A 25,863-nucleotide genomic window follows, 5' to 3' on the forward strand; every position below is an offset into this window, starting at 1 on the left:
GAGAAGACAATTTATTGTCTGTTATTAGACCGAAATTTAGATTTTTTTAGGGTTAATAGCCCGACTAAACGCTTCCCTTCTTTATTGCCTTTCCGGTGAAAAAATCGCTTGATGCCCGTTCATAAGAAAATGTTATAGTCGAAAAATCACCCAAAAAAAGACAGACAACATAATTTTCAACAAGGAGTTACCTCTGATGGCTCAAGCATTATCCCTCGAAGGCTTTTTAACCTCAGTACAGTCCCGCGATCCGCACCAGGTAGAATTCGCTCAGGCGGTTCGCGAAGTGATGAGCACGCTGTGGCCGTTTCTGGAAAACAATCCGCAATACCGCCAGCAGGCGCTGCTCGAACGTCTGGTTGAGCCAGAGCGCGTGATTCAGTTCCGCGTCGCCTGGGTGGACGACAACAATCAGGTGCAGGTGAACCGGGCCTGGCGCGTGCAGTTCAACTCGGCCATTGGCCCGTTCAAAGGCGGCATGCGCTTCCACCCTTCCGTTAATCTGTCGATCCTCAAATTCCTCGGCTTTGAACAGACCTTTAAAAACGCCCTCACCACGCTACCGATGGGCGGCGGCAAAGGCGGCAGCGACTTTAATCCGAAGGGCAAAAGCGAAGGCGAAATCATGCGCTTTTGCCAGGCGCTGATGCTGGAGCTTTATCGCCACCTTGGCCCGGACACCGACGTCCCGGCAGGGGATATCGGCGTTGGTGGCCGCGAAGTCGGCTACATGGCGGGGATGATGAAAAAGCTCGCCAACAACACCGCCTGCGTGTTTACCGGCAAAGGGCTGTCGTTCGGCGGCAGTCTGATCCGCCCGGAAGCGACCGGCTACGGCCTGATCTACTTCACCGATGCCATGCTGCAGCGCCACGGCCTGGGCTTTGAAGGCATGCGCGTGGCGGTTTCCGGCTCCGGCAACGTCGCTCAATATGCGATTGAAAAAGCCATGTCGCTCGGCGCTCGCGTGGTCACGGCGTCTGACTCCAACGGCACCGTGGTAGATGAAGCAGGCTTTAACGCAGAGAAACTGGCCCGCCTGTGCGAAATCAAAGCCAGCCGCGATGGCCGCGTCGCCGACTATGCCCGAGAGTTTGGCCTGACTTATCTGGAAGGCCAGCAGCCGTGGAGCGTGCCAGTCGATATCGCTCTGCCTTGTGCTACACAGAACGAGCTGGACGTCGATGCTGCCCAAACGCTTATCGCCAACGGCGTGAAAGCGGTAGCCGAAGGGGCAAATATGCCAACCACGATTGCTGCGACGGATCTGTTTGTGGAAGCTGGCGTGCTGTTCGCGCCGGGTAAAGCGGCAAACGCAGGCGGTGTAGCAACGTCCGGGCTGGAAATGGCGCAGAATGCGGCCCGTCTGAGCTGGAAGGCCGAAAAAGTAGATATTCGCCTGCACCACATCATGCTTGATATTCATCAGGCCTGCGTGGATTACGGTGGCGAAGGAAAACAAACCCAGTACGTTCGCGGCGCGAACATCGCCGGGTTCGTAAAAGTCGCGGACGCTATGCTGGCTCAGGGCGTGCTGTAACTTGCAGGGTGAGGGCCTTCGCCCTCACCTTCTCTGCCTACAAGGTAAGCTTCATCTCGTATTGCCGAATCTTATCCAGGGTAAAGCCGCTGCCTAAAAACACCGGCGAAACGGTTTCGGGCAGGCTGGGAATAGTCACTAATCCAGGGAACTGGCGCTGAAGTAAAGCCAGCAGCTTTTTTGCCTTCCCGGATCGTCGCGCATACGGCTCAACAAACAGCCCTCTGAGCTTCGGTATTTCGCCGGGAACGACCATCGCATAAGCCACTTCATCCAGTACAAAAGCCTTACCGGGCAGCTTATACAGCGTTTCAGCCGCGCAAAGCCACGGCAGCGGCGCATCGTTAGCGGCCATCATTCTATGGGTCATTTGCAGCGGATCAATTTCCAGCAGTTCGCCGTCGGCCTCGCCTTCAGGAACACCTGCAGACTGGAAGCCCACCAGCGTTTGCTGGGGCACAAAGCCCATTCGCTCATAGAGCGCCAGCCCGCCTTCGTTGCCTAAAATCACTTCCAGATAAAATTGCTTATCCCCGCGCTCGCGCGCGGCATCAATAAGCTGCTGAATGAAGATCTTGCCTAAACCCTGCCCGCGCAGTTCCGGGCGAATCGCAAACGCGGCCAGGCGGCAGGTTTGCCCGCGTCGGGTCACCAGCGCCATGGCTTTGGGCTCTCCACGGTAAAGCCAGATAGGGCTGTCGCCTGGGAAAAGATCTTCTGAGGCAAAACGCCAGCCGAACGTTTCCCCTTCCAGACGAAAAGGCACCACGTACTGTTCAAAACAGTGGGTTAATATCTCTGCCAGCTGAAAGCTGTTCCAGTTCAGCGCGGGTTTACTCACAATCTCGTGCCGCATACTCTCTCCCGTTTTAAGCAATTATTATTCTCCGGAAGATAATGTTTAGCACAGCTACGGCATCAGAATGTAGCTTCCTGTGCAGGAGTCGCTGTGTTATTCAACGGCTTAACGCGAAACCACGGCAGGCAAAGCTGAATGAGAGGCCCGATAGCTAACGCATAAAGCACGGTGCCCACGCCAAAACTGCCGCCCATCAGCCAGCCGGAGATCAGCACTGTCACCTCAATGGCGGTACGCACGCTGCGCACCGACCAGCCCGTTCTGGCATGGATCCCGGTCATCAGCCCATCTCGCGGCCCGGCACCAAAACCAGCGCCGATATACATGCCTGTCGCAAGGGCATTCACTATCAAAGCACCGACCAGCAAAACGGATCGCGCAAAAAGCGATTCCAGCGGCGGCATTAGCGCCAGCGTGGCATCCGCCGCCAGCCCCAACACAATCACGTTGCTAATGGTGCCAAGGCCTGGACGCTGACGCAGCGGGATCCACAGCAGCAACACCAGCGCCCCCACAATAATCATCACCAGCCCGAGGTTGAGCGAAAAAAGTCTGGCCACGCCGAGGTGGAAAACGTTCCACGGGTCCGCGCCCAGATCGGCACGCACGAACATAGCGGTTGAAATGCCGTAAAAGACCAGGCCGGTATAAAGCTGCAGCAGGCGACGAGCCATCATGACAAAGATCCTCAGTGTGTTTTTATGGCTATACCCTCTCGCAAAATGGACCTAGTATTAAGGTCCAGTTATCAGAAAGTGGACTGCTATGACGCTGCGCAGAATCGGAATTTCATCTTTAACTCGCCTGCTTGGCCACTGGCATCAGGCATCATCCCGGTCGCCGGTCTATCGCCAACTGGCGGACGGACTGCGGCTGCTGATCCTGGATGGGCGCCTACCGCTCGACAGCAGGCTGCCGGGGGAAAGAGAGCTTTCTGGCGCGCTGGGCGTGAGCCGCACCACGGTGGCCTCTGCGCTGGCGCAGCTCAGGGAGGAAGGGTATCTGCTGAGCCGCCAGGGCTCAGGCTCCGTCACCATGCTGCCCGAAAGCAGCCCGGCCATTTCCCCCTTGCCCGGCAATGCTCCGGTACTGGATCTCTCCACCGCCGCCCTCAGCGCCGGGCCGGAAATTCATCGGGCATACTCCACCGCGCTCACTTTCCTGCCGGAACATTTGTCCTCAACCGGCTATGACAGCCAGGGCTTGCCGGAGCTGAGAGAAGCAATTGCGCGGCATTATGCGTCACGGGGATTACCCACGACGCCTGACCAAATCATGGTGGTCAACGGTGCCGTCAGCGGACTGGGGCTAATACTTAGACTGTTCACCGGCCCGGGCGATCGCGTCGTCGTAGACCATCCCACTTACCCGATGGCGTTGGCGGCGATTCGCGGCGCCTCCTGCCGCCCCGTGCCGGTCAGCCTGCCCGCAAGCGGTTGGGATGTTGACGGTCTAGCGGCGACTATCGCCCAGACTTCTCCCCGGCTGGCTTACTTGATTCCAGATTTCCATAACCCAACTGGCCGCTGTATGGACGCGGCCACGCGCCAAAGGGTGAACGAGATAGCCGCCCGCAGCCACACCACGTTGGTTGTGGACGAAACGATGGCCGATCTCTGGTTTGATGCCCCTCCTCCTCCTCCCCTGGCGGCTTTTGGCCCGGAAGAACACACCATCTCGCTAGGCTCCGCCGGGAAAAGTTTCTGGGGCGGGCTGCGCCTCGGCTGGATAAGGGCTTCAGGCAAAACCATCAGTTCGCTGATACAAATCCGCAATACCTTTGATTTAGGGACGCCTCTGCTGGAGCAACTGGCTGCCACGCAGTTGTTTGCCGACGCGGCGCAGTTCTTGCCTCAGCGCAGAGAGATGCTGCGCCAACGCTGCGAAAGCAGCTTCGCCGCGATGCAAGCGCTGTTCCCTGACTGGCAAACATCTCCCCCGGAAGGCGGCCTGTCGTGGTGGGTGGAACTACCGAAACCGCTGGCCACAATTTTTGCCGCCGCCGCCGAGAGTCAGGGCATTCGGATCGGTGCCGGGCCAAGGTTTGGGGTCGATGGGGCTTTTGAGCGCTTTTTACGCCTTCCCTTCAGCCTTGAACCCGCAGAGATGCAGCTTGCCCTGCAGCGGCTGCAGCCGCTTTGGCATCACCTGGCGGCAACAAGAAATGAAAGTCTGCGGGGAATGGTATTTTAGAAAGCGAAATATTTCCCTCTAAAATAAAAGAGGGAAATATTATTCTGCAAGCACAGCAATAGGGCGATGCAATAAATTAGTTTTGTGAAATTCTGGGAATAGCGAACCCTTTTAGGGTGATGGTGAAATGTTCACCCTCTTTTTTAATACTGGCCCCGGTATCGCACCAGTCTGAAGCAATGCGGAAAAACTCATCGCTGCCAATATTCCAGCCAAGCTTCACTTTTTTCAGGTAACCTGAACGCAATAACTCACAGGCTTGCTGATAGCTGTAGGCGGTACTGTCCGTACCGGCGTTCATTTTTTCTTCTTCAACAGTTTACGCAATGCCTTGATCTCACGATCGTTTAATGGCGTCACGCGGGCCTCAGAAGTATGCTGACTGTCCACATCATCTTCATCGACGCCCACGTCGCTGTCGAGCTCGTCAAAGGCTTTGGACAGAAGTCGTTCCGTTACGCTTGCCAGGGTTTCACTATTCTCTTCCGCATAGTGACGAATCTTCTCTTTTAACTCGATGCTTATTTTTACGTTCAGCGTAGCCGTCGTCATTGCAAATCCTTAGTGCTTAAACAGAGGTTGGTGTTTAATACTATAGAGAATAAATAAGATCCAGCCAGTGAGATAAATTTAATATTTCTGTCATAATTCAAATACCCGGAAAATATATCAGGTTTATTTATTTACAAAGGCGGTAGCCTGCGTTTCACCGGCGTGCTTTTGACGATAGACGTATTGCACTGGGCAAACTCAGCCAGCTCATCAAGAATTTCATCAAGTTGCTCAATAGAGCGGATCACCAGCCGGATGATGAAGCAATCTTCACCGGTGATTTTGTCGCATTCTATACACTCGGGAATCGCCTGAATCATCTTCTCCACTTTATGCAGCATGCCCGGTAACGGTTTCATGCGAACCAGTCCCTGCAGGGTGTAACCCAGAGCCGTGAGATTGGCGTTCATGGTGTAGCCGTTAATCACGCCGCGTTCCTCCAGCCGCTTTACTCGTTCTGCCGTGCTCGGTGAAGAGAGACCAATTTTTCCACTAAGCACTTTCAGGGAGATACGAGCATCCGCCGCAAGAATAGTCAGAATATGCCTGTCGATATCATCAGGAAGGTAATCACTCATTTTTATCTCATTTATAAAGGCAAAAGTATCTTATAACCTAATTTTTACACTTCAACGAGTTCGCCGCAGTGCGCAGAATAAAGTTCTTTATTCTGGAGAGACAAAATGATTCGCGAGATAAGAACCGGCAGCCTGCAAATGATTGTGGCGATGCTCATCTCCGGCACCATCGGCGCCCTCGTAGTAATATCTCAGCAGCCTATCGCCAACGTCGTTTTCTGGCGCTGCGTGTTTGCGACTATTACGCTGTTCATATTGGGCCTGATGAGCGGTAACTGGCGCAGCCATCTGACCCGCAGGGTCGTTGCGATATCCGCCCTCGGCGGCGTGGCGCTGGTCGTCAACTGGCTGCTGCTGTTCGCTGCCTATTCACGAACGTCCATTGGGCTTGCCACGGTCCTGTACAATACGCAGCCGCTGATGCTGGTCGGGATGGGCGTTTTTATCCTGAAAGAGAAAGTCAGCCGCAGCAAGTGGCTTTGGCTGGGAGCATCCTTTATCGGCATGCTGCTTGTGCTCTCAAGCGGGCTAAATCATGACGGGAATGGTGGCTGGCTTTTGGGCATCGTGCTGGCGCTGGGCGCCGCGTTCTTTTATGCCCTGACGGCGCTTATCACACGCCAGTTGAGGGGCATTCCTCCACAGCAAATCGCACTCGTTCAGGTGGCCGTCGGCACGCTGCTACTGCTGCCACTGGTAGATTTCCAGTCGCATATGACATTCACGCATTGGGGAATTGTCGCCACGCTGGGCATAGTGCATACCGGCATTATGTACCAGTTGCTGTATGGCGCGATCCAAAAGCTGCCGACGTCAATTACCGCCTCACTCTCGTTTATCTACCCCATTGTGGCGGTGATCGTGGATCGCTTCGTCTTCCATCACAGTCTGAGCCCGATTCAGTTTATCGGTGGCGCGATGATTTTGCTGGCAGCGGCTGGGATCAACTTAGGATGGGGAGAAAAGCGTATGACTAAAACATTGCTGGCTAAGGGGTAGCCAGAATTGGGTGGGGGCCCTGCCAGCTACATCCCGGCACACACGTCGCCTGCTGCGGCTGCTTCCTTCCGGACCTGACCGAGTTCACAAGTTAGTGTTGCGGGAGAACCAACAGGGCCCCCATTGAGAGCGTTGTTATCCAACGCGCTGGCGCATTATCCACATCCCCCCCGCGAATTGCAAGCCAGCGGCGGTCAGGTGTTGGTTTATTGCGCATCAACGGTTTAACTTGGTGCTTTCTCCGTCGCCGATTATCCTTAGAAGCGATTTTGCCAGGAGTTCTCTATGGATAAGCACGATTCCTTTCCACAGCGCGTTTACCAAATTGTTGCCGCCATTCCCGAAGGTTGCGTGACCACCTACGGCGAAATTGCCGCGCTTGCCGGGTCGCCCCGGGCTGCCCGCCAGGTGGGTGGCGTACTCAAGCGTCTGCCCGAAGGCAGCCGTTTACCGTGGCATCGGGTGGTGAACCGGCAGGGTGTGATTTCACTGACAGGACCCGATCTCCAACGTCAGCGCCAGGCGCTGCTTTATGAAGGAGTGATGGTGTCAGGCGACGGTCATATTGATATGCTGCGTTACCGCTGGAAATATTAAAACGCCCCCAATTTGGGGGCGTTTCGCTTTAGTAAGTTGTTGGCGCAGGCACCGCTGAAGATGGCGTGACCTGAGTCGGCGAGGTGGATGGCACGGTTGTTGCCGCCCCACCGCCTTGCTGAACTGGAATCGCCGTATTTTGTACCGGCACCAGCGTCAGGTCGGCCTTCGTCCCGCCCTGGTTGATCACCGGCTGGAAGGTATCGGTGATAAACATCAGCTTACCGTCCACGGTGATGGCAGCACTCAGCAGGATACGCGCGTTCGGCTGAATGTCAGCCGGGTTGAACGGGATCACGAAGCTGAAAGGCGCCTGTTTACCTTCGGTACGCGTGACTTTCTGAGCAATGACTTTCGAAGGGGCATCGGCCAGTGAAGCGTCAGAGACAGTCACCGTCAGCACGGCATCTGGCGGCAGAGCAACCCGCTGACGGATCCATGCCGTACCGGAGACGTTAGGCATTGCGATGTTAGATTGCTGGGCAGATGCGGCCCCGGCGGATGCACTCGGCGCAGGAGTAGGCACATCAGCACTCTTGTGTGCGCAACCTGCAACAGCAACCGCGATAGCCAAAGCACTTAACATAGGCACAAGTTTCATTGATTTTTTCTCCTTATTATCAATGTCGCGCCGGGGACTAACCCCGTTGAAAAACGCGCTTAACGGCTTAAGTGTGGCACAGATCACTGAATTCTGCTGAAAACCAGGAATGTTCCCAGCGGCAGTGCATCAAATACGCTGTTTACGGGCATGTTATAATCGAGAAAATTTGCCGCATTCCCTTTTATTGAGGACATTTTATGAGTCAGGCGCTCAGCAATTTATTGGCGTTACTTAACCTGGAAAAAATTGAAGAGGGATTGTTCCGTGGCCAAAGCGAGGATTTAGGCCTGCGTCAGGTGTTTGGTGGGCAAGTGGTCGGCCAGGCGCTTTACGCAGCTAAAGAAACCGTACCGGAAGAGCGCCTTGTTCACTCTTTCCACAGCTATTTTTTACGCCCGGGCGACAGCCAAAAGCCCATTGTTTATGACGTAGAAACCCTGCGCGACGGCAACAGTTTTAGCGCCCGCCGCGTTGCTGCGGTGCAGAACGGCAAGCCGATTTTCTATATGACCGCGTCATTCCAGGCCCCTGAATCTGGCTATGAGCACCAGAAAGAGATGCCCCCAGCGCCAAAACCGGATAGCCTGCCGTCCGAAACGGACATCGCCCGCTCTCTGGAAAAATTCCTCCCGCCGCATGCGAAAGAGAAGTTTCTTAGCGAAAAGCCGCTGGAAATTCGCCCGGCCGTATTCCACAACCCGCTGAAAGGCCACGTCGATCAGCCGTCCCGCCAGGTCTGGATCCGCGCGAACGGCAACATGCCGCAGGATCTGCGTGTGCATCAGTATCTGCTCGGCTATGCCTCCGACTTCAATTTCTTGCCGGTCGCCCTACAGCCGCATGGCGTTGGTTTCCTGGAACCGGGGATGCAGGTCGCGACTATCGATCACTCAATGTGGTTCCATCGTCCGTTCGACATGAACGAGTGGCTGCTGTACAGCGTGGAAAGCACCTCCGCGTCGAGCGCTCGCGGCTTTGTCCGTGGAGAGTTTTATACGCAGGATGGCGTGCTGGTCGCGTCCACGGTTCAGGAAGGCGTCATGCGCCATCGCGGGTAGTTGACGCTGCAATAAAAAAACCACCTGCATAACAGGTGGCTTTCACAGAGAAGTAAAACCTCGCCCGACCGGGCGAGGTTTTGATAACGAATCAGTTGTTGTACGCGTTTTCGCCGTGGCTGTTCACATCCAGGCCTTCGCGTTCCTGCTCTTCTGGAACACGCAGACCTACGGTCAGGTCAGCAATCTTGAACGCGATGAACGCCACCACGCCAGACCAGACAATGGTAATTGCCACGCTTTCAAGCTGAACCAGAAGCTGATGCCCCATAGTCACGCCTTCTGCATAACCCACGCCGCCCAGAGAAGTTGCCGCAAAGATACCGGTCATGATGCACCCGATGATGCCGCAGACGCCGTGCACGCCGAACACATCACATGGGTCATCCACGTTCAGCCATTTTTTCAGCGTCGTCACGCCCCACAGACCGGCCAGACCAACAACCAGACCAATCAGCAGTGCACCGCCCACGCCAACGTAGCCACACGCCGGGGTAATACCCACCAGACCCGCGATAGCACCGGAACAGGCACCCAGCAGAGAAGGTTTACCGCGCAGCGCCCACTCGCCAAAGACCCAGGAGAGAATCGCCGCCGCAGTGGCGACAACGGTGTTAACGAACGCCAGCGCAGCGATTTCGTTGGCCGCACTTGCAGAACCGGCGTTGAAACCGAACCAGCCGAAGTAGAGGATTGCGGTGCCGATAAACACCATTGGCAGGTTGTGCGGCTTGAACGCTTCTTTGCCGAAGCCAACGCGTTTACCCACCAGGTAAGCACCTACTAAGCCAGCAACAGCGGCGTTAATGTGCACGACTGTACCGCCCGCGAAGTCCAGCGCGCCGTGCGTAGCCAGAATACCGCCGCCCCAGACCATGTGCGCAATTGGCACATAAGAGAGCGTCAGCCAGACGGCAGCAAAAATTACCACTGCAGAGAAGCGCACGCGTTCGGAGAGAGACCCTACCACCAGTCCAACGGTAATACAGGCGAAAGAGCCCTGGAACGCCACATGAATATACTGATAGAAAGTGCCCATCAGCGCTTTCAGCTGGATATTTTTCAGCATCACCCAGTCAAAGCTGCCGAAGAAGTTATTGCCGGTGCCAAACGCCAGGCTATAGCCATACACGACCCACAGCACGCAAACCAGGGCGAAGGTGACGGAGATTTGCGTCAGCATCGACAGCACGTTTTTAGAGCGAATCAGACCGCCGTAAAACAGCGCAAGGCCAGGGATGGTCATAAACAGCACCAGCGCGGTGCATATCATCATAAAGGCGTTGTCGGCTTTGTCCGCGACCGCAGGCGCGTCCGCAGCGAAGGCCAGCGTCGGCAATAAAGCCAGGGCGCCTGAGCCAAGGAGTGCAGCTAATTTTTTCATTTTTCCCATCCCAATCAAGGCTTGCCAGCAGTTACAGAGCGGCTTCGTCGGCTTCGCCGGTACGAATACGAATAACGCGTTGCAGTTCTGCAACGAAGATTTTCCCATCACCGATTTTGCCGGTGTAGGCGGCTTTGCTGATCACGTCGATGACTTCATCGAGCTGGTCGTCAGCAATAGCAACATCGATTTTTACTTTCGGCAGAAAGTTGACGCTGTACTCGGCGCCACGGTAAAGCTCCGCATGGCCTTTCTGGCGGCCGAAACCTTTCACTTCGGTCACGGTAAGCCCCTGAATACCGATTGAAGAGAGCGCTTCACGCACGTCTTCAAGCTTGAACGGTTTGATTACCACGGTTACCAGCTTCATAAATTCTCTCCACTCAGAATTAGGTCGTTACCTGCACGTAGAGAGCAAAGCAAAGCCCATGCCAGGAATAAAAAAACAGGGTTATTCAGCACGTTTTCAGGCTTCAGGCGGGTTACCGGAAAGCCAGATGAAGGCGTCGGATCGGGCGGGATTAGTCTGAAAAGAAAAAACGCACCACTGCGGTGCAGGATGCGTTTTTGTTTTGCACCAACGCGGAGAAGCGAAGGTTTTTATGCGACGCGTTGCATGGTTGTGGTGCATCAGGCCGTGAGCGATTCTTCCTGCGCGGCGGCGGCCAGTTCCTCACCGGCTAACTGAAGCTGATACATCTGCCAGTAGCGGCCCTGCTGTGCCAGAAGTTCACTGTGCGTACCGCGCTCCACGGCCTGCCCGCGATGCAGCACCAGAATCGTGTCGGCATCGGTGATGGTAGACAAACGGTGGGCAATCACCACCAGGGTCGTGTGCTGACGAACTACCGCCAGCGCCCGCTGAATAGCCTGCTCGGTGCCGGAGTCGATATTCGCCGTGGCTTCGTCGAGGATCAGGATCTGCGGGGCTTCAACCAGCACGCGCGCCAGAGCAAGCAGCTGCTTCTGGCCAACGGAGAGATTGTTCCCCTGCTCGCCCAGGCGGGTATGGATACCCTCCGGCAGCGCTCGCGCCAGTTCGGCCAACTGAACCGTCTCCAGCGCCTGCCAGACCCTCTCTTCGCTGATGTCCCGCCCCAGGGTTACGTTGGCAAAGAACGAATCGGCCATCACCACCGGATCCTGCTGCACCATCGCCACGCCGCGGCGCAGCGTTTCATGGCTGAGGGAGTCCAGCGGCCGGCCATCGAGGCGTATTTCGCCTTTCGTTAACGGGTAATAGCCCATCAGCAGGTTGGCCAGGGTGCTTTTTCCGCTGCCGGTATGCCCGACCAGGGCAATAAAGCTCCGCGAAGGCACTTCCAGATTAATGTCCTGCAGCACCAGGCGATCGCCACGGTAGGCAAATGAGACGTTGTCGACGCTGATCGCGCCGCTGGCGAGGGGCCGGTTGTCATTGCCGTAATCCTGACGTTTGCCGTCCATCAGCTCAAACACGCGTTCCCCGGCCACCACCGCCTGTTGCAGAATGGATTGCTGGGTGGTCAGCTCAATCAGCGGTTCGTTCAGGCGGCCAAGGTAGTTAATAAAGGCATAAAGCACGCCAACTTCGATGGTGCCGCGCGAGGTGAAGCCGAACAGCATAAGCAGGCCACACAGAATCATCGCCGAAAACAGGCTAAGCAGCGGCCGCAGAAGCCAGCCATCAAGCCGCAGGGTTTGCATCCGCGCCAGGTAGTGAGAGCGGCTTGCCTGCCCCATGCGTTCGCCGAAGCGGGCCTGCTGGCGGAACTGCTGAATCACGCTCATGCCGTTGATGACTTCATTAAAGCCGTCGTTGATGTCCGCCAGATAGCTGCGTACCCGGCGCACAATCGGCGTGCTGTAGCGCTGGTAGATAAACATCACGGCGATAACCGCTGGGAAGATGGTGATAGCTACCAGCGCCATGCGCCAGTCGAGCGTGAACATCGCCACCAGCATAGCGCCGATCAGTGCCGCGCTGCGCAGCACCGTTGCCACAACGGTGACATACAGGTCACGGATCACTTCGGTGTCGTTTGTTACGCGCGAGATCAATTGCCCTACCGGCTGCGTGTCAAACGCACTCAGCGGCTGGCGCAGCGCAGCGTCCATGACATCGGTACGCAGTTTTTGCACCACACCTACCGCCGCGCGGTTAAACAGCAGCGCCTGAAGGTAGTGCAGCCCGGCAGCGCTAATCGACAACAGGATATAAGCCACCGCCAGTCCGGCCGCCAGGCCAAGCGGCATCTGGTTTTTCGCCACCAGGTTATCAATAAAATAGCTCACCAGCACCGGGCCACAAACCTCAGCGGCAGCCGCAACCCAGAGCATCAGCATCGCCCCACCCAGCGGTTTGCGCCACGGCGATCCGTAAGCCAGCAGGCGTTTAATGGTAGGCCACTGTTGTTTACGACTCATTGGCGCTCTCCCTGACATCTTCCTGCTCCGGGGCTTCGTCCAGCGCGGCCTCCAGCTGTTGATAGCGGTACATATCCCGATACCAGCCCGGCTGAGACGCGAGCGCATCATGGCTGCCACGCTGGGCGATATGCCCGTGCTGCATCACCAGGATCTCGCTAGCTTCCGTTAATGCAGACAGGCGGTGGGCGCTGATAATGACCGTGCGGTGTTCACCCCACTCGCGCAGGTTGTGCAGAATTTGGTGCTCGGTGCGGCCATCTACTGCGGAAAGCGCGTCATCCAGAATCAGGATTTCGGCATCAAGCAGCAGCGCCCTCGCAATAGAAATACGCTGTTTTTGCCCACCCGAAAGCATGACCCCACGCTCACCCACTTCGGTATCGTACCCTTGCGGCAAGCGCAGGATATCTTCATGAACGCTGGCCAGGCGAGCGACACGCTCAATGTCCTCCTGGGTGGCACCCGGTTTACCCAGCGCAATGTTGCTGGCCACGGTGTCAGAGAACAGGAACGGCGTCTGGTTCACGATAGCCAGACGGCTTCTCCAGCCGTCAATTTTCAGCGCCGTGAGCGGAATATCGTGGTAGCGAATATCGCCCTCTTCCACGTCGAAATGACGCTGGATCAGCGCGAGAATCGTGCTTTTACCGGACCCCGTTGGCCCGCACAGGCCAAGCATTTCACCCGGTTTAAGGGTGAAGTTGACGTTTTGCAGCGTCGGCTGAGCGGTCTGCGGGTAGTGGAACTGGCGAATCGAAGCCACCAGTTCAGCCCGCCCTTCCGGCAGCGTTTTATCGCCGTCGACCACGCCCGGCTCTTCTTCCAGCATCGCGCGGATACGGCTGTAGGCCGCACTTCCTCGTTCGACAATATTGAACATCCAGGCCAGCGCCAGCATCGGCCAGATCATCAGGCCGAGGTACATCACAAAACTGGTGAGCTGCCCCAGGGTAAGCGAGCCCTCGATAACCATCCAGCTTCCGCCGCCGATGGCTAAAAGGTTTGCGGCCCCAATTGCCACATAAATGGTGGGGTCAAAGCGGGCATCAATGCGCGCGACGCGCATGTTTTTCGCCCCGGCATCCTGAGCTTCTGCGGCAAACAGCGCCGACTGCCTGTCTTCAAGGCCGAACGCCTTGATCATGCGGATGCTGGTCATGCTTTCCTGAGTACGATCGTTTAAGGCTGAGAATGCCGCCTGCGCCACTTTGAAGCGATCGTGCAAACGCGCGCCGTCACGTTTAATCACCACGGCCATAATCGGCATCGGCAGAAGCGCCAGCAATGTGAGCTCCCAGCTGATTTGGGTGGACATGACTATCAGCACCGCCAACCCCATGACCAGCGAGTCCACCAGAGTTAGCACCCCTTCCCCCGCGGCGAATACCACGCGATCGACATCGTTAGTCGCGCGCGCCATGAGGTCGCCGGTACGGTGACGGAGATAAAATTCAGGGTGGTGGCGGCTTAGCTGGCGGTAATAGTTTTCCCGCAACTCAACCGCAAGCTGGTAAGACGCCCCGAACAGCAGGACGCGCCAGACGTAGCGCACCAGATAAACTACCACAGCAATAAGCAGCATCAGGCCAATCCACATCAGCACCTGCTGAGAGGAGAGACTCTGCTGCACCACGCCATCCACAATCACGCCCACCACTTTTGGCGGCACGAGCTGCAAAATAGCGATGATAATAAGCAATGCCACCGCGCCGAGGTAGCGTCGCCACTCGCGGGTGAAGTACCAGCTTAATTGAGCAAATAATCGCACGAAGTTTAGATCCTGAAATGCTGCCTGCCGGCCAGGGCAAAAGAGTAGAGGCTACTGTTCCGCACATTGCGGAATCAGGAAGTTAGAGGTAATGCTGTGGTGTATTTTATCTGTTCCATGGCAAAACTCGAAGTGACATCGCTTAATCCCGGGATGCCGTTCACCAGCCGCTTATAAAAGTCGTCGTACCGCTTCATGTCGGCGACCTGAACCCGAATCAGATAGTCATATTCGCCGGCCATGCGCCAGAACCCCAGAACTTCGGGCATGGCTTCCACCACCGAGACAAATTTGCAGTACCATTCGCTGCTGTGCTGCTGGGTTTTAATCAGCACAAACGCCGTCAGGCCCAGGCCGAGTTTTTCCGGGTCCAGCAGCGCCACTTTGCCGCGAATATAGCCTTCGTCTTCCAGACGTTTTAAGCGTTTCCAGCACGGGGTGGTGGTCAGATTAACGGCATCCGCCAGCGCCTGCAAAGACAGGGTACAGTCCTGCTGCAGCATCGCAAGCAGCTTTTGGTCAATTTTATCTATCATGAGACCACCGGAGAGAAATATTTTCTCTAATGGAAGCGCTAAACAGGCAAAATGGCAACTTTTTTATCCTGACTTTGGATTACGCTAAGCACAAATTGATAAATGAGAATTTTCCATGACCAGTACCTGGGTGACCAACGCCATCAGCGAGATCAACGCCGACTATCAACGCTCTGCGGATACGCATCTGATCCGCCTGGCTTTGCCCGCTTTTCCGGGTATTCAGCTGTATCTGAAGGATGAGAGCACTCACCCGACCGGCAGCCTGAAGCACCGCCTCGCGCGCTCCCTGTTCCTGTACGGGCTGTGTAACGGCTGGATTAAAGAAGGCACCACGATTATCGAAGCCTCCTCTGGCTCAACGGCGGTGTCAGAAGCCTATTTTGCTCGTCTGCTTGGCCTGCCGTTTATTGCCGTAATGCCCGCCAGCACCGCAAAACGCAAAATTGAACAGATCGAATTCTACGGCGGCCGCTGCCACTTTGTAGACAGCGCCTGCGAAATTTACGCCGCTTCGGAAATGCTTGCCCGCGAGCTGAACGGCCATTATATGGACCAGTTCACCTACGCTGAGCGGGCAACCGACTGGCGCGGGAACAACAATATCGCCGACAGTATTTTCCGCCAGATGACCCATGAGCCGAATCCGGTACCGGATTACATCGTGATGAGCGCGGGGACCGGCGGCACCTCAGCCACCATTGGTCGTTATCTTCGCTTCCAGGGCCACGACACAAAGCTGGTCGTCGTCGATCCGCAGAACTCAGTATTTCTTGATTACTGGCAGCAGCGCGACTGTGGCCTGAAAAGCGCAGTGGGCAGCAAAATCGAAGGAATTGGTCGCCCGCGCTGCGAGCCTTCGTTTATTCCCGATGTGATTGACGAGATGATGCGCGTGCCGGACGCCGCCAGCGTCGCCACCATGCAATGGCTTGAATCCCAGCTTGGCCGCAAAGTGGGGGCCTCAACCGGCACCAATATGTGGGGCGTATTGCAGCTTGCCGCGAGAATGCGTGAGGAAGGCCGGAGTGGTTCTATCGTGACGCTGCTTTGCGACAGCGGCGAACGCTACCTTGAGTCCTACTACAATTCAGCCTGGGTCAACGATCATATCGGCGATCTCTCACCATTTAAGGCTGAGATTGGCCGTCTGATTAAATAAAAAAACCGGGCTAAATGCCCGGCGCTGTAAGGTCTCAATATTCGGGGGAATAGGTGAGATGTGGAGTGTCCAGCCAGTGCGTCAAATAGTGCGAGACCGCCTGGTTACGGCAGTGGCCGATAACCGGCAGATGGGGTAAATCCGCTTTTAGCTGCGGCATGGCGTTGCCCATAATCAGGCCGTGCCCAACCGCCGAGAGCATTTCGCGGTCGTTCATCGCGTCGCCAAATGCCATGCAATCCTGCAGAGTCAAACCTAAGTGGGCGCTCAGTACATCAAGCGCTGCGCCCTTGTTGCTGCCCACCGGCAGCACTTCCAGGCAGTCCATTGCCGAGAAGCAAAGAAAGGCGCGATCGCCCAGTGCTTCATTGAGCTGAATGCGCAGGCGGCACAGATCGTCATGATCGCCGCAGAAGCAGATCTTGGTGACCTCGTGAGCCGGTAAACGACGAAGATCGACGATATGTGGCCGGAAACCGCTGTATACGTGTGCATGAAGCATTTCCGGGATTTCATGGCTGGTTAGCCAACCTGAATCGTTAAAGGCATGCATGCTCGCTTCGGTATCCCAGTGGCCGTGCAGCACCGTCTCTACCGCCCACGGCGAGAGATCGTTGCGGTGCATTAGCTCACCTTCCATGCTGTGAATGCGCGTGCCGTTGCCGGTGATCAGGAAAGCGTCGAGATCGATCTTGCCGAGAATATGGCGCATCTCCAGCTCGTGGCGGCCGGTTGCAAAAGCCAGGGTTATCTGGCGCTCTTCACGCAGGCGCTTCAGCGTATTCAGGGTTGCTTCCCCAAGGTGATGGTCGGGCAGCAGCAGCGTGCCGTCCATATCAAATGCAGCCAGACGAGCCATGGTTACTCCAGAAGTGATCGTGACAGGCAAAAGTATCCTCTGGAATATACGGAACTAATAGTGAATACTTGGAAAAAAATGTTCCGGGTTTATTATGCGACTTCTGAATCGGCTCAATCAATTCCAGCGTTTATGGCAGCCTTCCGGCGGGGAACCGCAGCAGGTGACCGTTGCCGAGCTGGCCGAGCGCTGTTTTTGTAGCGATCGCCACGTCAGGACGCTGCTTAATCAGCTTGAAGACGCGGGCTGGCTGCGCTGGCGTGCACAGTCTGGCCGCGGTAAACGCGGTGACCTGACGTTTCTGGTTTCGCCGGAAAACGTGCGTTCCGGCATGATGGAGCAGGTTCTGGATAAGGGCCAGCATCAGAATGCGCTGGAGCTGGCTCAGCTTGCGCCGGAACAGCTTCGCCAGTTATTACAGCCGTTCCTCGGCGGCCAGTGGCAAAACGATGTCCCCACGCTGCGCATTCCCTATTATCGCCCTCTCGATCCCGTTGCCCCTGGTTTTCTGCCGGGTAGAGCCGAGCAGCATCTCGCCGGGCAGGTGTTTTCCGGCCTCACGCGCTTTACCCGTGAAAGCCCGGAGCCCCAGCCTGACCTCGCCCACCACTGGCAAATATCAAACAATGGCCTGTGCTGGGACTTTTTTATTCGCTCAACCCTGCACTGGCACAATGGCGAACCCGTAGAAACCCATCAGCTTCAACAGCGGCTGATGATACTGCTCGAGCTGCCCGCCCTGCGGCGGCTGTTTATCAGCGTCAAGCGTATTGAGATCCCTCACGCGCAGTGCCTGCGCTTTATTTTGCATCGGCCGGACTATTGGCTCGCGCATCGCCTGGCGAGCTACTGCAGCCGCCTGGCCCATCCGCAGGATACACAACTGGGCTGCGGCCCATTCCGCATTGTCAGCTTCAGGCCGAACCTGGTGCGGCTGGAAAGCTTTGAAAGTTATCATCTGAAACACCCGCTGCTGAAAGCCATCGAATACTGGATAACCCCGCAGCTCTTCGAAACTGCACTCGGCACCAGCTGTTTGCATCCGGTGCAAATCGCCATCGGCCAGCAGGATGAGCTGGAGAATCTGCGCCCGGTCAGCAGCAGTATCAGCCTGGGTTTTTGCTATCTGGGGATCCGCCCGCAGGGAAGACTCAACGCCGCGCAGGCCAGAACAATCATGCAAATTGTCCGGGAACCGGAGATGATCGCCACGCTGCCGCTTAACAGCGATCTGATCACCCCCAATAGAGAGATGATCCCTGGCTGGCAAATTCCCGGCTGGGATGCGCACACAGCCGTCACGTTACCGAAAAAACTGACCCTGGTTTACCATTTGCCGGTCGAACTTCACGCGATGGCTCTTCAGCTCAAGCGTTACCTGGCAGAACGAGGCTGTGAACTGACGGTAATTTTTCACGATGCTAAAACCTGGGCTGGCTGCGGGGATTTAGCCCAGGCCGATATCGTGATGGGCGACAGGATGATTGGCGAAGCGCCGGAATACACCCTGGAGCAATGGCTTCGCAGCGATGTATTGTGGCCCAATTTATTAAGCGCCGGACATTACGCCCATATGCAGGCCACGCTGGATGCCGTGCAGGCTTCCCCTCCTTCTTATGAACGCAATGAAGGGCTGAAAGACGTTTTTTATGGCCTGATGCGGGATGCCGTGGTCACACCGCTGTTTAATTATCGCTACCAGATAAGCGCCCCACCCGGCGTGAACGGCATTGAACTGAATGCCTGGGGCTGGTTTGATTTTTGCGAAGCCTGGCTCCCGCCGCCGGGAATGACGTGAAGAAGCTGGCTCACGCCCTGGCGGGACGTTACCATAGCCTTTTCCAGACACCCTAATGAACGACAGGATAGAGAATGAAACGTACAGTCGTGGTTTTCAGCGGCGGACAGGACTCCACCACTTGCCTGATTCAGGCCTTACAGCAATACGATGAAGTCCACTGTGTGACCTTTGATTATGGTCAGCGCCATCGGGCAGAAATTGACGTGGCCCAAAAGCTCTCGCTGAAACTTGGCGCCCGTGCGCATAAAGTCCTGGACGTTACCCTGCTGAACGAACTGGCGGTGAGCAGCCTGACGCGAGACAGCATTCCGGTGCCGGGTTACAACCCGGAGGACAAAGGCATCCCAAGCACTTTCGTCCCAGGCCGCAATATCCTGTTCCTGACCCTGGCGGCGATTTACGCTTATCAGGTTGAAGCGGAATCCGTGATAACCGGCGTCTGCGAAACGGACTTCTCTGGCTACCCGGACTGCCGCGACGAGTTTGTCAAAGCACTTAACCATGCGGTAAGCCTCGGGATGGCAAGAGATATCCGGTTTGAAACGCCGCTGATGTGGCTGGACAAAGCGGAAACCTGGGCGCTGGCCGATTACTGGCAGAGCCTGGAAACGGTCCGCCAGGAGACGCTGACCTGCTACAACGGCGTCCAGGGCGACGGCTGTGGCGAATGCGCCGCCTGTAATCTGCGAGCTAAGGGCCTGAACCACTATCTGGCCAATAAACCCGCAGTCATGGCCGCAATGAAGCAAAAAACAGGCCTCAAATAAAACATAACGGCGTGGTCACAAGCCTCTGTCGATAGAAGAAATACCGGACAGTTCGTAAAAAAGACCAGAAAATCAATTCATTGATTTTCTGCTGATGATAACAAAGAGGGAAAACCAGGCTTTTCCCTCTTTGTCGGCGATTTTAGGCACTCATCATCTGTTCCAGTTTCTCACGCAGTTCACCTTCCAGCGGAACGGCCTTTTGCGTCTTTAAATCAATGCAGACGAAGGTCAGCAGCGCGTCGGCCACGGCTTCGCCTTCAGGCTCCAGCGTCACCACCTGGCTCAACACACCGCTTTTACCGTTAATCTGCTGGAGTTTGCTGTCAATGCGCAGCAGATCCCCAAGTACCGCCGGACGGCGGTAGCTAATATTGATGTTCACCACGATAAAAGCGATGTTGTGTTCCGTCATCCACTGGAAGCCCGTCGTTTTTTCCAGCCCTTCCCAGCGGGCCTCCTCGAGGAACTCAAGATAACGGGCGTTGTTAACGTGTTGATAGACGTCCATGTGGTATCCACGAACTTTGATATGTGTCTGCATAGCGCGAAGCCCTTGTTCTGTTCTTGTTGTCATCAGGTGAAGGTAAGCGAGGCCATACCCCGACAACTGGTATGACCTCTAGCTCAGCGTAGCAAACTTTTCTCTTCAGGTGGAAGCCTGAGCACGTAAACTCAAAGTTTTATGCGAGCCAGATTACGTTCTACCAGCGATGCGCCAATGCCCGGGACCTCCTGCAGCTGATCTAGCGTTTTAAACGGGCCGAACTCGTCACGGTAGCTGACGATGGCCTGCGCCTTTTTCAATCCCACGCCATTCATTTTCTGGGCAAGTTCTTCCGCCGGGGCGCTATTGATACTCACCAGCCCCTCCCCTTGCTCTGCCGTTTTGGCGGAGGCGGCTTTAGACTGCGTCGCTGCCGAGCTGACCGAGGCTGAACCGGCTTTTTCTGCGGCAGCATGTGCCGGGGCGCAGCCAAGTAAACCGGCCAGAACGAGGGAAAGTGAAAATGCTTTAATGCCTGATGTCATGCTGTGTCCTCCATGTATGTTGACAGCCCGGTCACCATAGCGAGGATAAAAATCAGGAACAAACGCCGGATTTAAAATGTGGAAAAGGCCGCGAAAGCGGCCTTCAGGTATTACACTGCGTTGCAAAAATTTGCGAGGATTACTGCTGTTGGTCGATGCTATCGCCCAGTTTGATCTTCGCTTCTTTGCGCAGGTTGGACATCAGCGCTTCGAAAGCAATCTGGGCATTGTTCTGGGTGATCCCCTGCACCATCGCTTTTTTCTGCTCGTCCGGCATAGAGCCTGCTTTCACTTCATCCAGAGACAGCAGCACAACGTTGCCCTGCATATCATTGGCGACGCCATAGCTCGGCTTGTCTTTCGCCGGCAGAGGCAGCCCAAAGGCGGCCTGGCTGATCGGATCCTGCCCGGTACGGCTCAGGGTTTTCGCTTCGCCGAAGCTCAGGCCCGCTGCTTTCAGTTCGTCACTGCCTTTGCCCAGTTTCAACGCGTTCAGCAGTTTGTCAGCATCCAGCTTCGCCTGCTGCTCCGCTTTCTGCTGCTTCACGGCGGCAATCACCTGGTCACGCACTTCGGTGAGTGGTTTAACCGCTTCAGCTTTGTGCTCGGAAACACGCAGGACGAAAGCGCGATCGCCATCGACGGTGATAATGTCTGAGTTGCTGCCCGGCGAACCGTTTTCACCCACCAGACCACCGCTGAAGATAGCGTCGGCAACCGGTTTGAAGTTCAGCTCTTCCGGCAGGTTGTCGTGGCCGAACCAGCCAGTTTCAACCGCTTTAACCCCGGCGACTTTCTCAGCGCTTGCCAGAGATTCGTTGTCGTTGCTCGCGGCATCGCTCACTTTCTGCTGCAGCGCATAGTAAGCATCAACGGCTTTTTCCTGCTTCACTTTAGCCACGATGCCATCGCGAACTTCCGCCAGCGGCTTCACAACGGCAGGCTGGATGTCATCCAGGCGAACGATCAGGAAACCAACGGAAGATTTAACGACGCCGGACAGCTGACCTTTTTCTTTCAGGCCGGCATTTTTCAGTTCGTCAGGCGTGGTGGAGGCTTCCAGCCAGCCCATATCACCGCCGTTGCGGGCAGAGATGATGTCAGCAGACTTAGCCTTCGCCAGTGCAGCAAAATCGCCGCCCTTGTTCACCTCGTCGAGAATCGCTTTCGCTTCATCTTCGGTTTTAGTCTGAATCACGCTGTAGCGGTTACGCTGCGGCTGGGTGAATTCGTCTTTGTGCTGGTCGTAGTAAGCCTGAACGTCCGCATCACTGGCCTCTTCCTGCATGGAAGCCGCGTCCAGCTTGATGTAGCTAACCTTAAACTGTTCAGGGGTGATGTAGCGGTTTTTGTTCTGCTCGTAGTTGGCGTTGATTTCCTGCTCGGAAGCGTCTTGCTTCGCGGCCAGCGCTTTCACATCGATTGTGGCTTCACGCACGACGCGCTGCTGGGAGACCAATGCCGCCAGCTCGTCGGTTTCGCCGGTGAGCATAAAGTCGGTGCCGACCACGGCTTTGATCAGCTGGTCGGTGGTGAGCTGATTGCGCAGCGCCTGTGCATATTGGTCGGCAGTTAATCCCATATTGCCGATGATGGCGTTATAGCGAGCGTTATCGAACTTACCGTTAGTCTGGAAGGCAGGCTGGCTGAAGATAGCCATTTTTACCTGCTCGTCGCTGATACCGAGGCCCAGATGTTTGGCGTACTGGTCAAGCAGCGATTCATCAATCAGCTGGTTGAGAACCTGCTGGCGCATTTGCTTCATATAGCCTTCGTTACCGGCAAGAACGGAGAACTGGTCGCCCAGCTGCTGCTGCTGACGATTACGTTCGTTCGCTACGGCATTTTCGAACTGGCCACGGCCAATCTCCTGGCCATTTACTTTTGCGGCATAATTATTGTTACCGCCAGTCAGGTAGCTACCCACGCCAGTCAGAACGAATGACAAGATAATCAAACCCAGAATGATCTTGAGCACGACATGGTTAGCCGCCGCTCGTAAATTGTCCATCATGGTGTAACAACACTCCGCTGTAGTATGACTTGGTAAACCTGCGCAGGCGCTAAGCTGGCATCCTTAATGACTCAAGCTGCCCTGTGCTGCGCGCAAAGGCGTATTGTGACAAGAAACCCGCTGCAAATCATCAACACCTGCGTAAAATTCGGCTTCAGGCAATAAAAAAGGCACATCAAATGATGCGCCCCTGCGATACCTGACACCATCTACCCCAGTCAGTCGGGGCCAATAAATCAGTTAACAGCGTCTTTCAGCGCTTTACCAGCACGGAAGCCTGGTACTTTTGCTGCGGCGATGGTGATTTCTTTACCGGTTTGAGGGTTGCGGCCAGTACGGGCAGCACGCTCTTTAACAGCAAAGGTACCAAAACCTACCAGTGCTACGTCTTCCCCGGACTGCAGAGATTCAGTAACAGAAGCAATAACAGCATCTAATGCACGTCCAGCCGCGGCTTTAGAAATATCAGCACCTGCGGCAATTTTGTCTATCAGTTGAGATTTATTCACTCTTCTCTTCCTCTCTTTATAATTTATATCGCACCTGATATCCCTCAGGCGCGACCGCGCAGCAGTTATAACAGGCTCGTCATGCCCTTACAACAGGAGTTGTGGACGATAAGCTCAGCCAGCAACTAAATTAGCGACACAAAAAAAAGCTGGCAAGTGACAATTCACTTACCAGCCCTAATTTTATTGACTGTATTTGCGTCAGGTCACTATTTTGCGGTGACCACCTGCATGCCGGAAGGCTCATTCTGCAGCGCGAGGGCCAGAACTTCCTCAATACGCTTCACAGGATGAATCGTCAGGTCTGCAATCACGTTGTCCGGAATTTCTTCCAGATCGCGCTTGTTGTCGTCCGGGATCAGCACGGTTTTGATGCCGCCACGATGCGCTGCCAGCAGTTTCTCTTTCAGGCCACCAATCGGCAATACCTGGCCACGCAGGGTAATTTCACCGGTCATTGCCACATCGGCACGAACCGGGTTCCCTGTCAGGCAGGACACCAGCGCGGTACACATTGCGATACCGGCGCTTGGGCCGTCTTTTGGCGTTGCCCCTTCCGGCACGTGAACGTGAATATCACGTTTTTCGTAGAAGTCACCGTTGATACCCAGTTTTTCCGCACGAGCACGGACGACGGTCAGCGCCGCCTGGATAGACTCCTGCATAACTTCACCGAGGGAGCCGGTATAAGTCAGTTTGCCTTTACCCGGTACGCAGGCGGTTTCGATGGTCAGCAAATCGCCGCCCACTTCCGTCCACGCCAGCCCGGTCACCTGGCCTACGCGGTTTTCGCTGTCGGCACGGCCGTAATCAAAGCGTTGCACCCCAAGGTAATCCTTCAGGTTGTCGCCGTTGATTTCGATGTGCTTGAGCGATTTATCCAGCAGCAGCTGCTTCACCGCTTTACGGCACAGTTTGGAGATTTCACGCTCCAGGCTACGGACGCCCGCTTCACGAGTGTAGTAGCGAATGATGCCCACAATGGCGCTGTCATCCACTTTCAGCTCGCCTTTTTTCAGGGCGTTGCGCTCAATTTGCTTCGGCAGCAGGTGCTGTTTGGCAATGTTCAGCTTTTCGTCTTCGGTATAGCCAGACAGGCGAATCACTTCCATACGATCCAGCAGCGGCGCCGGAATGTTCATGGAGTTAGAGGTCGCCACAAACATCACGTCGCTGAGATCGTAGTCCACTTCCAGGTAATGATCGTTAAACGTCACGTTCTGTTCTGGATCAAGCACTTCCAGCAGCGCAGAAGCAGGATCGCCGCGCATGTCGGAAGACATCTTGTCGATTTCATCCAGCAGGAACAGCGGGTTTTTGACGCCGACTTTGGCCATCTTCTGAATCAGTTTACCCGGCATAGAGCCGATGTAAGTCCGGCGGTGACCACGGATTTCCGCTTCGTCACGCACCCCGCCCAGCGCCATACGCACGTATTTACGACCCGTGGCTTTAGCGATGGACTGGCCCAGAGAGGTTTTACCTACCCCCGGCGGCCCAACCAGGCAAAGAATTGGCCCTTTCAACTTATTGACACGGCTTTGGACTGCGAGGTATTCCAGAATGCGATCTTTCACACGTTCCAGACCGTAATGGTCGGTATCGAGGATTTCCTGCGCCTGACGCAGATCTTTTTTGACCTTGCTGCGGGCGTTCCACGGCACCTGAACCATCCAGTCGATGTAGCCGCGCACCACGGTAGCTTCCGCAGACATTGGCGACATCATTTTCAGCTTCTGCAGCTCGGCTTCGGTTTTCTCGCGCGCTTCTTTCGGCATTTTTGCCGCGTCAATTTTGCGCTTCAGCGCTTCATTTTCATCAGGCGCATCGTCCATTTCGCCCAGTTCTTTCTGAATCGCCTTCATTTGCTCATTCAGATAGTACTCGCGCTGGCTTTTTTCCATCTGCTTTTTAACGCGGTTGCGAATGCGTTTCTCCACCTGCAGCAGATCGATTTCCGACTCCATCATCGCCATCAGGTATTCCAGACGCTCGTTGATATCGGACATCTCAAGCACAGATTGCTTGTCCGACAGCTTAAGCGGCATATGGGCGGCAATGGTATCGGCCAGACGTGCAGGATCGTCGATGCTGTTCAGCGACGTCAGCACTTCTGGTGGAATTTTTTTGTTCAGCTTGATGTAGCCTTCAAACTGATTAATTGCGGTGCGAACCAGCACTTCCTGCTCGCGCTCTTCAATCGCCGGCGAGTTCAGGTACTCCGCCTGCGCAGAGAAGTGGTCGCCGTTGTCAGACAGCGTGGTGATACGCGCGCGCTGAAGCCCTTCTACCAGTACTTTTACCGTACCGTCGGGCAGTTTCAGCATCTGCAGAATTGAAGCAACGGTACCTACAGTGAACAGGTCGTTAACACCTGGCTCATCCGTCGAAGCCTCTTTCTGCGCCACCAGCATGATTTTCTTATCATGGTCCATTGCAGCTTCCAGGCAGCGAATGGATTTTTCACGCCCGACAAACAGTGGAATAACCATGTGCGGATAAACCACCACATCGCGCAGCGGCAATACGGGGATTTCAATGCGTTCAGAACGCTCAGGATTCATAGAGCTCTCTCTTAGTTTAATGTCCGCCAGGTGATTTGGTGAACGCTTCCGCTCCACCAACAAGTAAATCAGTATATG

25 protein-coding genes and 1 other RNA gene are annotated in these 25,863 nt (G+C 55.5%); 8 read left to right on the forward strand and 18 right to left on the reverse strand.

The annotated features are described in order from the left end of the window. Positions 1 to 196 precede the first annotated feature (196 nt). Positions 197 to 1,540, forward strand: a complete 1,344-nt coding sequence (gdhA, locus tag WFK85_RS13755) for an NADP-specific glutamate dehydrogenase (RefSeq protein WP_336708314.1) — start codon at positions 197 to 199, stop codon at positions 1,538 to 1,540. Positions 1,541 to 1,577: 37 nt separating this feature from the next. Here gdhA and WFK85_RS13760 read toward each other — a convergent pair whose 3' ends face one another. Continuing rightward, positions 1,578 to 2,396 carry a GNAT family N-acetyltransferase gene (locus tag WFK85_RS13760; protein WP_166994451.1) on the reverse strand — a complete coding sequence of 273 codons (819 nt, stop codon included), beginning with the start codon at positions 2,394 to 2,396 and terminating at the stop codon, positions 1,578 to 1,580. A gap of 62 nt (positions 2,397 to 2,458) precedes the next feature. Next, positions 2,459 to 3,073, reverse strand: a complete 615-nt coding sequence (gene yczE, locus WFK85_RS13765; RefSeq protein ID WP_166994584.1) for a membrane protein YczE — start codon at positions 3,071 to 3,073, stop codon at positions 2,459 to 2,461. A 91-nt stretch (positions 3,074 to 3,164) separates the two neighbouring features. Here yczE and yczR point away from each other — a divergent pair, with 91 nt between their 5' ends. Continuing rightward, positions 3,165 to 4,592: a MocR-like transcription factor YczR gene (gene yczR, locus WFK85_RS13770; RefSeq protein WP_336708312.1), complete on the forward strand. Its 1,428-nt coding sequence runs from the start codon at positions 3,165 to 3,167 to the stop codon at positions 4,590 to 4,592. Between the two features lie 76 nt (positions 4,593 to 4,668). Here the strand turns inward: yczR and WFK85_RS13775 are convergent, their stop codons facing one another. The 3 genes from WFK85_RS13775 to WFK85_RS13785 all read right to left on the reverse strand — a co-directional run bounded on the left by WFK85_RS13775 (position 4,669) and on the right by WFK85_RS13785 (position 5,722). Beyond that, positions 4,669 to 4,893 carry a hypothetical protein gene (locus WFK85_RS13775; protein WP_008454666.1) on the reverse strand — a complete coding sequence of 75 codons (225 nt, stop codon included), beginning with the start codon at positions 4,891 to 4,893 and terminating at the stop codon, positions 4,669 to 4,671. Further along, positions 4,890 to 5,144 (reverse strand): hypothetical protein, encoded by a 255-nt coding sequence (locus WFK85_RS13780; RefSeq protein WP_008454659.1) that lies wholly within the window; start codon positions 5,142 to 5,144, stop codon positions 4,890 to 4,892. Before WFK85_RS13780 ends, WFK85_RS13775 begins: the two co-directional genes overlap by 4 nt. A 131-nt stretch (positions 5,145 to 5,275) precedes the next feature. Next, positions 5,276 to 5,722 (reverse strand): Lrp/AsnC family transcriptional regulator, encoded by a 447-nt coding sequence (locus WFK85_RS13785; RefSeq protein ID WP_008454658.1) that lies wholly within the window; start codon positions 5,720 to 5,722, stop codon positions 5,276 to 5,278. Positions 5,723 to 5,827: 105 nt separating this feature from the next. Here WFK85_RS13785 and WFK85_RS13790 point away from each other — a divergent pair, with 105 nt between their 5' ends. Next, entirely contained in the window at positions 5,828 to 6,721 is an 894-nt protein-coding gene (locus WFK85_RS13790; RefSeq protein WP_166994447.1) for an EamA family transporter, read from the forward strand. Between the two features lie 17 nt (positions 6,722 to 6,738). On the opposite strand, the gene ffs is transcribed toward WFK85_RS13790, so the two are convergent. Then, an RNA gene (ffs, locus tag WFK85_RS13795) (signal recognition particle sRNA small type) lies at positions 6,739 to 6,835 on the reverse strand. Positions 6,836 to 7,006: 171 nt separating this feature from the next. Here ffs and WFK85_RS13800 point away from each other — a divergent pair. Next, on the forward strand, positions 7,007 to 7,318 hold the full coding sequence (locus WFK85_RS13800) for an MGMT family protein (protein WP_336708310.1): 312 nt from the start codon (positions 7,007 to 7,009) through the stop codon (positions 7,316 to 7,318). Between the two features lie 28 nt (positions 7,319 to 7,346). Here WFK85_RS13800 and WFK85_RS13805 read toward each other — a convergent pair whose 3' ends face one another. Then, entirely contained in the window at positions 7,347 to 7,919 is a 573-nt protein-coding gene (locus WFK85_RS13805; protein ID WP_034807615.1) for a YbaY family lipoprotein, read from the reverse strand. Between the two features lie 200 nt (positions 7,920 to 8,119). On the opposite strand from WFK85_RS13805, the gene tesB reads away from it, so the two are divergent. Further along, positions 8,120 to 8,980, forward strand: a complete 861-nt coding sequence (tesB, locus tag WFK85_RS13810; RefSeq protein ID WP_166994444.1) for an acyl-CoA thioesterase II — start codon at positions 8,120 to 8,122, stop codon at positions 8,978 to 8,980. A gap of 91 nt (positions 8,981 to 9,071) precedes the next feature. Here tesB and amtB read toward each other — a convergent pair whose 3' ends face one another. From amtB to WFK85_RS13835, 5 genes are all read right to left on the reverse strand, one after another. Beyond that, the gene (amtB, locus tag WFK85_RS13815) at positions 9,072 to 10,364 is read right to left on the reverse strand and encodes an ammonium transporter AmtB (RefSeq protein ID WP_336708307.1); all 1,293 of its coding nucleotides are present in this window, start codon (positions 10,362 to 10,364) and stop codon (positions 9,072 to 9,074) included. A 31-nt stretch (positions 10,365 to 10,395) separates the two neighbouring features. After that, a complete protein-coding gene (gene glnK / locus WFK85_RS13820) occupies positions 10,396 to 10,734 on the reverse strand; it encodes a P-II family nitrogen regulator (protein WP_002891893.1) in 339 nt (112 codons plus the stop codon). 260 nt (positions 10,735 to 10,994) lie between these two features. Continuing rightward, complete coding sequence (locus tag WFK85_RS13825; protein ID WP_336708303.1) at positions 10,995 to 12,770, reverse strand: SmdB family multidrug efflux ABC transporter permease/ATP-binding protein; 1,776 nt, start codon at positions 12,768 to 12,770, stop codon at positions 10,995 to 10,997. Then, positions 12,760 to 14,541 carry a SmdA family multidrug ABC transporter permease/ATP-binding protein gene (locus WFK85_RS13830; protein ID WP_336708302.1) on the reverse strand — a complete coding sequence of 594 codons (1,782 nt, stop codon included), beginning with the start codon at positions 14,539 to 14,541 and terminating at the stop codon, positions 12,760 to 12,762. Before WFK85_RS13830 ends, WFK85_RS13825 begins: the two co-directional genes overlap by 11 nt. Before the next feature lie 74 nt (positions 14,542 to 14,615). Further along, positions 14,616 to 15,077 (reverse strand): Lrp/AsnC family transcriptional regulator, encoded by a 462-nt coding sequence (locus tag WFK85_RS13835; protein WP_039290800.1) that lies wholly within the window; start codon positions 15,075 to 15,077, stop codon positions 14,616 to 14,618. A 115-nt stretch (positions 15,078 to 15,192) separates the two neighbouring features. Here WFK85_RS13835 and WFK85_RS13840 point away from each other — a divergent pair, with 115 nt between their 5' ends. After that, positions 15,193 to 16,239 carry a pyridoxal-phosphate dependent enzyme gene (locus WFK85_RS13840; RefSeq protein ID WP_166994436.1) on the forward strand — a complete coding sequence of 349 codons (1,047 nt, stop codon included), beginning with the start codon at positions 15,193 to 15,195 and terminating at the stop codon, positions 16,237 to 16,239. A 34-nt stretch (positions 16,240 to 16,273) separates the two neighbouring features. On the opposite strand, the gene cof is transcribed toward WFK85_RS13840, so the two are convergent. Then, positions 16,274 to 17,098, reverse strand: a complete 825-nt coding sequence (gene cof / locus WFK85_RS13845; protein WP_166994434.1) for an HMP-PP phosphatase — start codon at positions 17,096 to 17,098, stop codon at positions 16,274 to 16,276. Between the two features lie 94 nt (positions 17,099 to 17,192). Between cof and WFK85_RS13850 the strand changes: the two genes are divergently transcribed. Beyond that, the gene (locus WFK85_RS13850; RefSeq protein WP_336708299.1) at positions 17,193 to 18,896 is read left to right on the forward strand and encodes an SgrR family transcriptional regulator; all 1,704 of its coding nucleotides are present in this window, start codon (positions 17,193 to 17,195) and stop codon (positions 18,894 to 18,896) included. A gap of 74 nt (positions 18,897 to 18,970) precedes the next feature. Then, a complete protein-coding gene (queC, locus tag WFK85_RS13855) occupies positions 18,971 to 19,666 on the forward strand; it encodes a 7-cyano-7-deazaguanine synthase QueC (protein WP_336708297.1) in 696 nt (231 codons plus the stop codon). A 142-nt stretch (positions 19,667 to 19,808) separates the two neighbouring features. Here queC and WFK85_RS13860 read toward each other — a convergent pair whose 3' ends face one another. The 5 genes from WFK85_RS13860 to lon all read right to left on the reverse strand — a co-directional run bounded on the left by WFK85_RS13860 (position 19,809) and on the right by lon (position 25,785). Further along, on the reverse strand, positions 19,809 to 20,210 hold the full coding sequence (locus tag WFK85_RS13860) for a YbgC/FadM family acyl-CoA thioesterase (protein ID WP_008454627.1): 402 nt from the start codon (positions 20,208 to 20,210) through the stop codon (positions 19,809 to 19,811). Between the two features lie 131 nt (positions 20,211 to 20,341). After that, positions 20,342 to 20,698 carry a ComEA family DNA-binding protein gene (locus WFK85_RS13865; RefSeq protein ID WP_336708295.1) on the reverse strand — a complete coding sequence of 119 codons (357 nt, stop codon included), beginning with the start codon at positions 20,696 to 20,698 and terminating at the stop codon, positions 20,342 to 20,344. Positions 20,699 to 20,837: 139 nt separating this feature from the next. Then, positions 20,838 to 22,712, reverse strand: coding sequence for a peptidylprolyl isomerase (gene ppiD, locus WFK85_RS13870; RefSeq protein WP_336708293.1), 1,875 nt, complete (start codon positions 22,710 to 22,712; stop codon positions 20,838 to 20,840). A gap of 236 nt (positions 22,713 to 22,948) precedes the next feature. Next, complete coding sequence (hupB, locus tag WFK85_RS13875) at positions 22,949 to 23,221, reverse strand: nucleoid-associated protein HU-beta (protein ID WP_008454620.1); 273 nt, start codon at positions 23,219 to 23,221, stop codon at positions 22,949 to 22,951. Between the two features lie 209 nt (positions 23,222 to 23,430). Further along, positions 23,431 to 25,785, reverse strand: coding sequence for an endopeptidase La (gene lon, locus WFK85_RS13880; protein ID WP_008454618.1), 2,355 nt, complete (start codon positions 25,783 to 25,785; stop codon positions 23,431 to 23,433). Positions 25,786 to 25,863: the final 78 nt, after the last annotated feature.

Source organism: Cedecea sp. VD22, assembly GCF_037150195.1.
Taxonomy (GTDB): Bacteria; Pseudomonadota; Gammaproteobacteria; order Enterobacterales; family Enterobacteriaceae; genus Cedecea.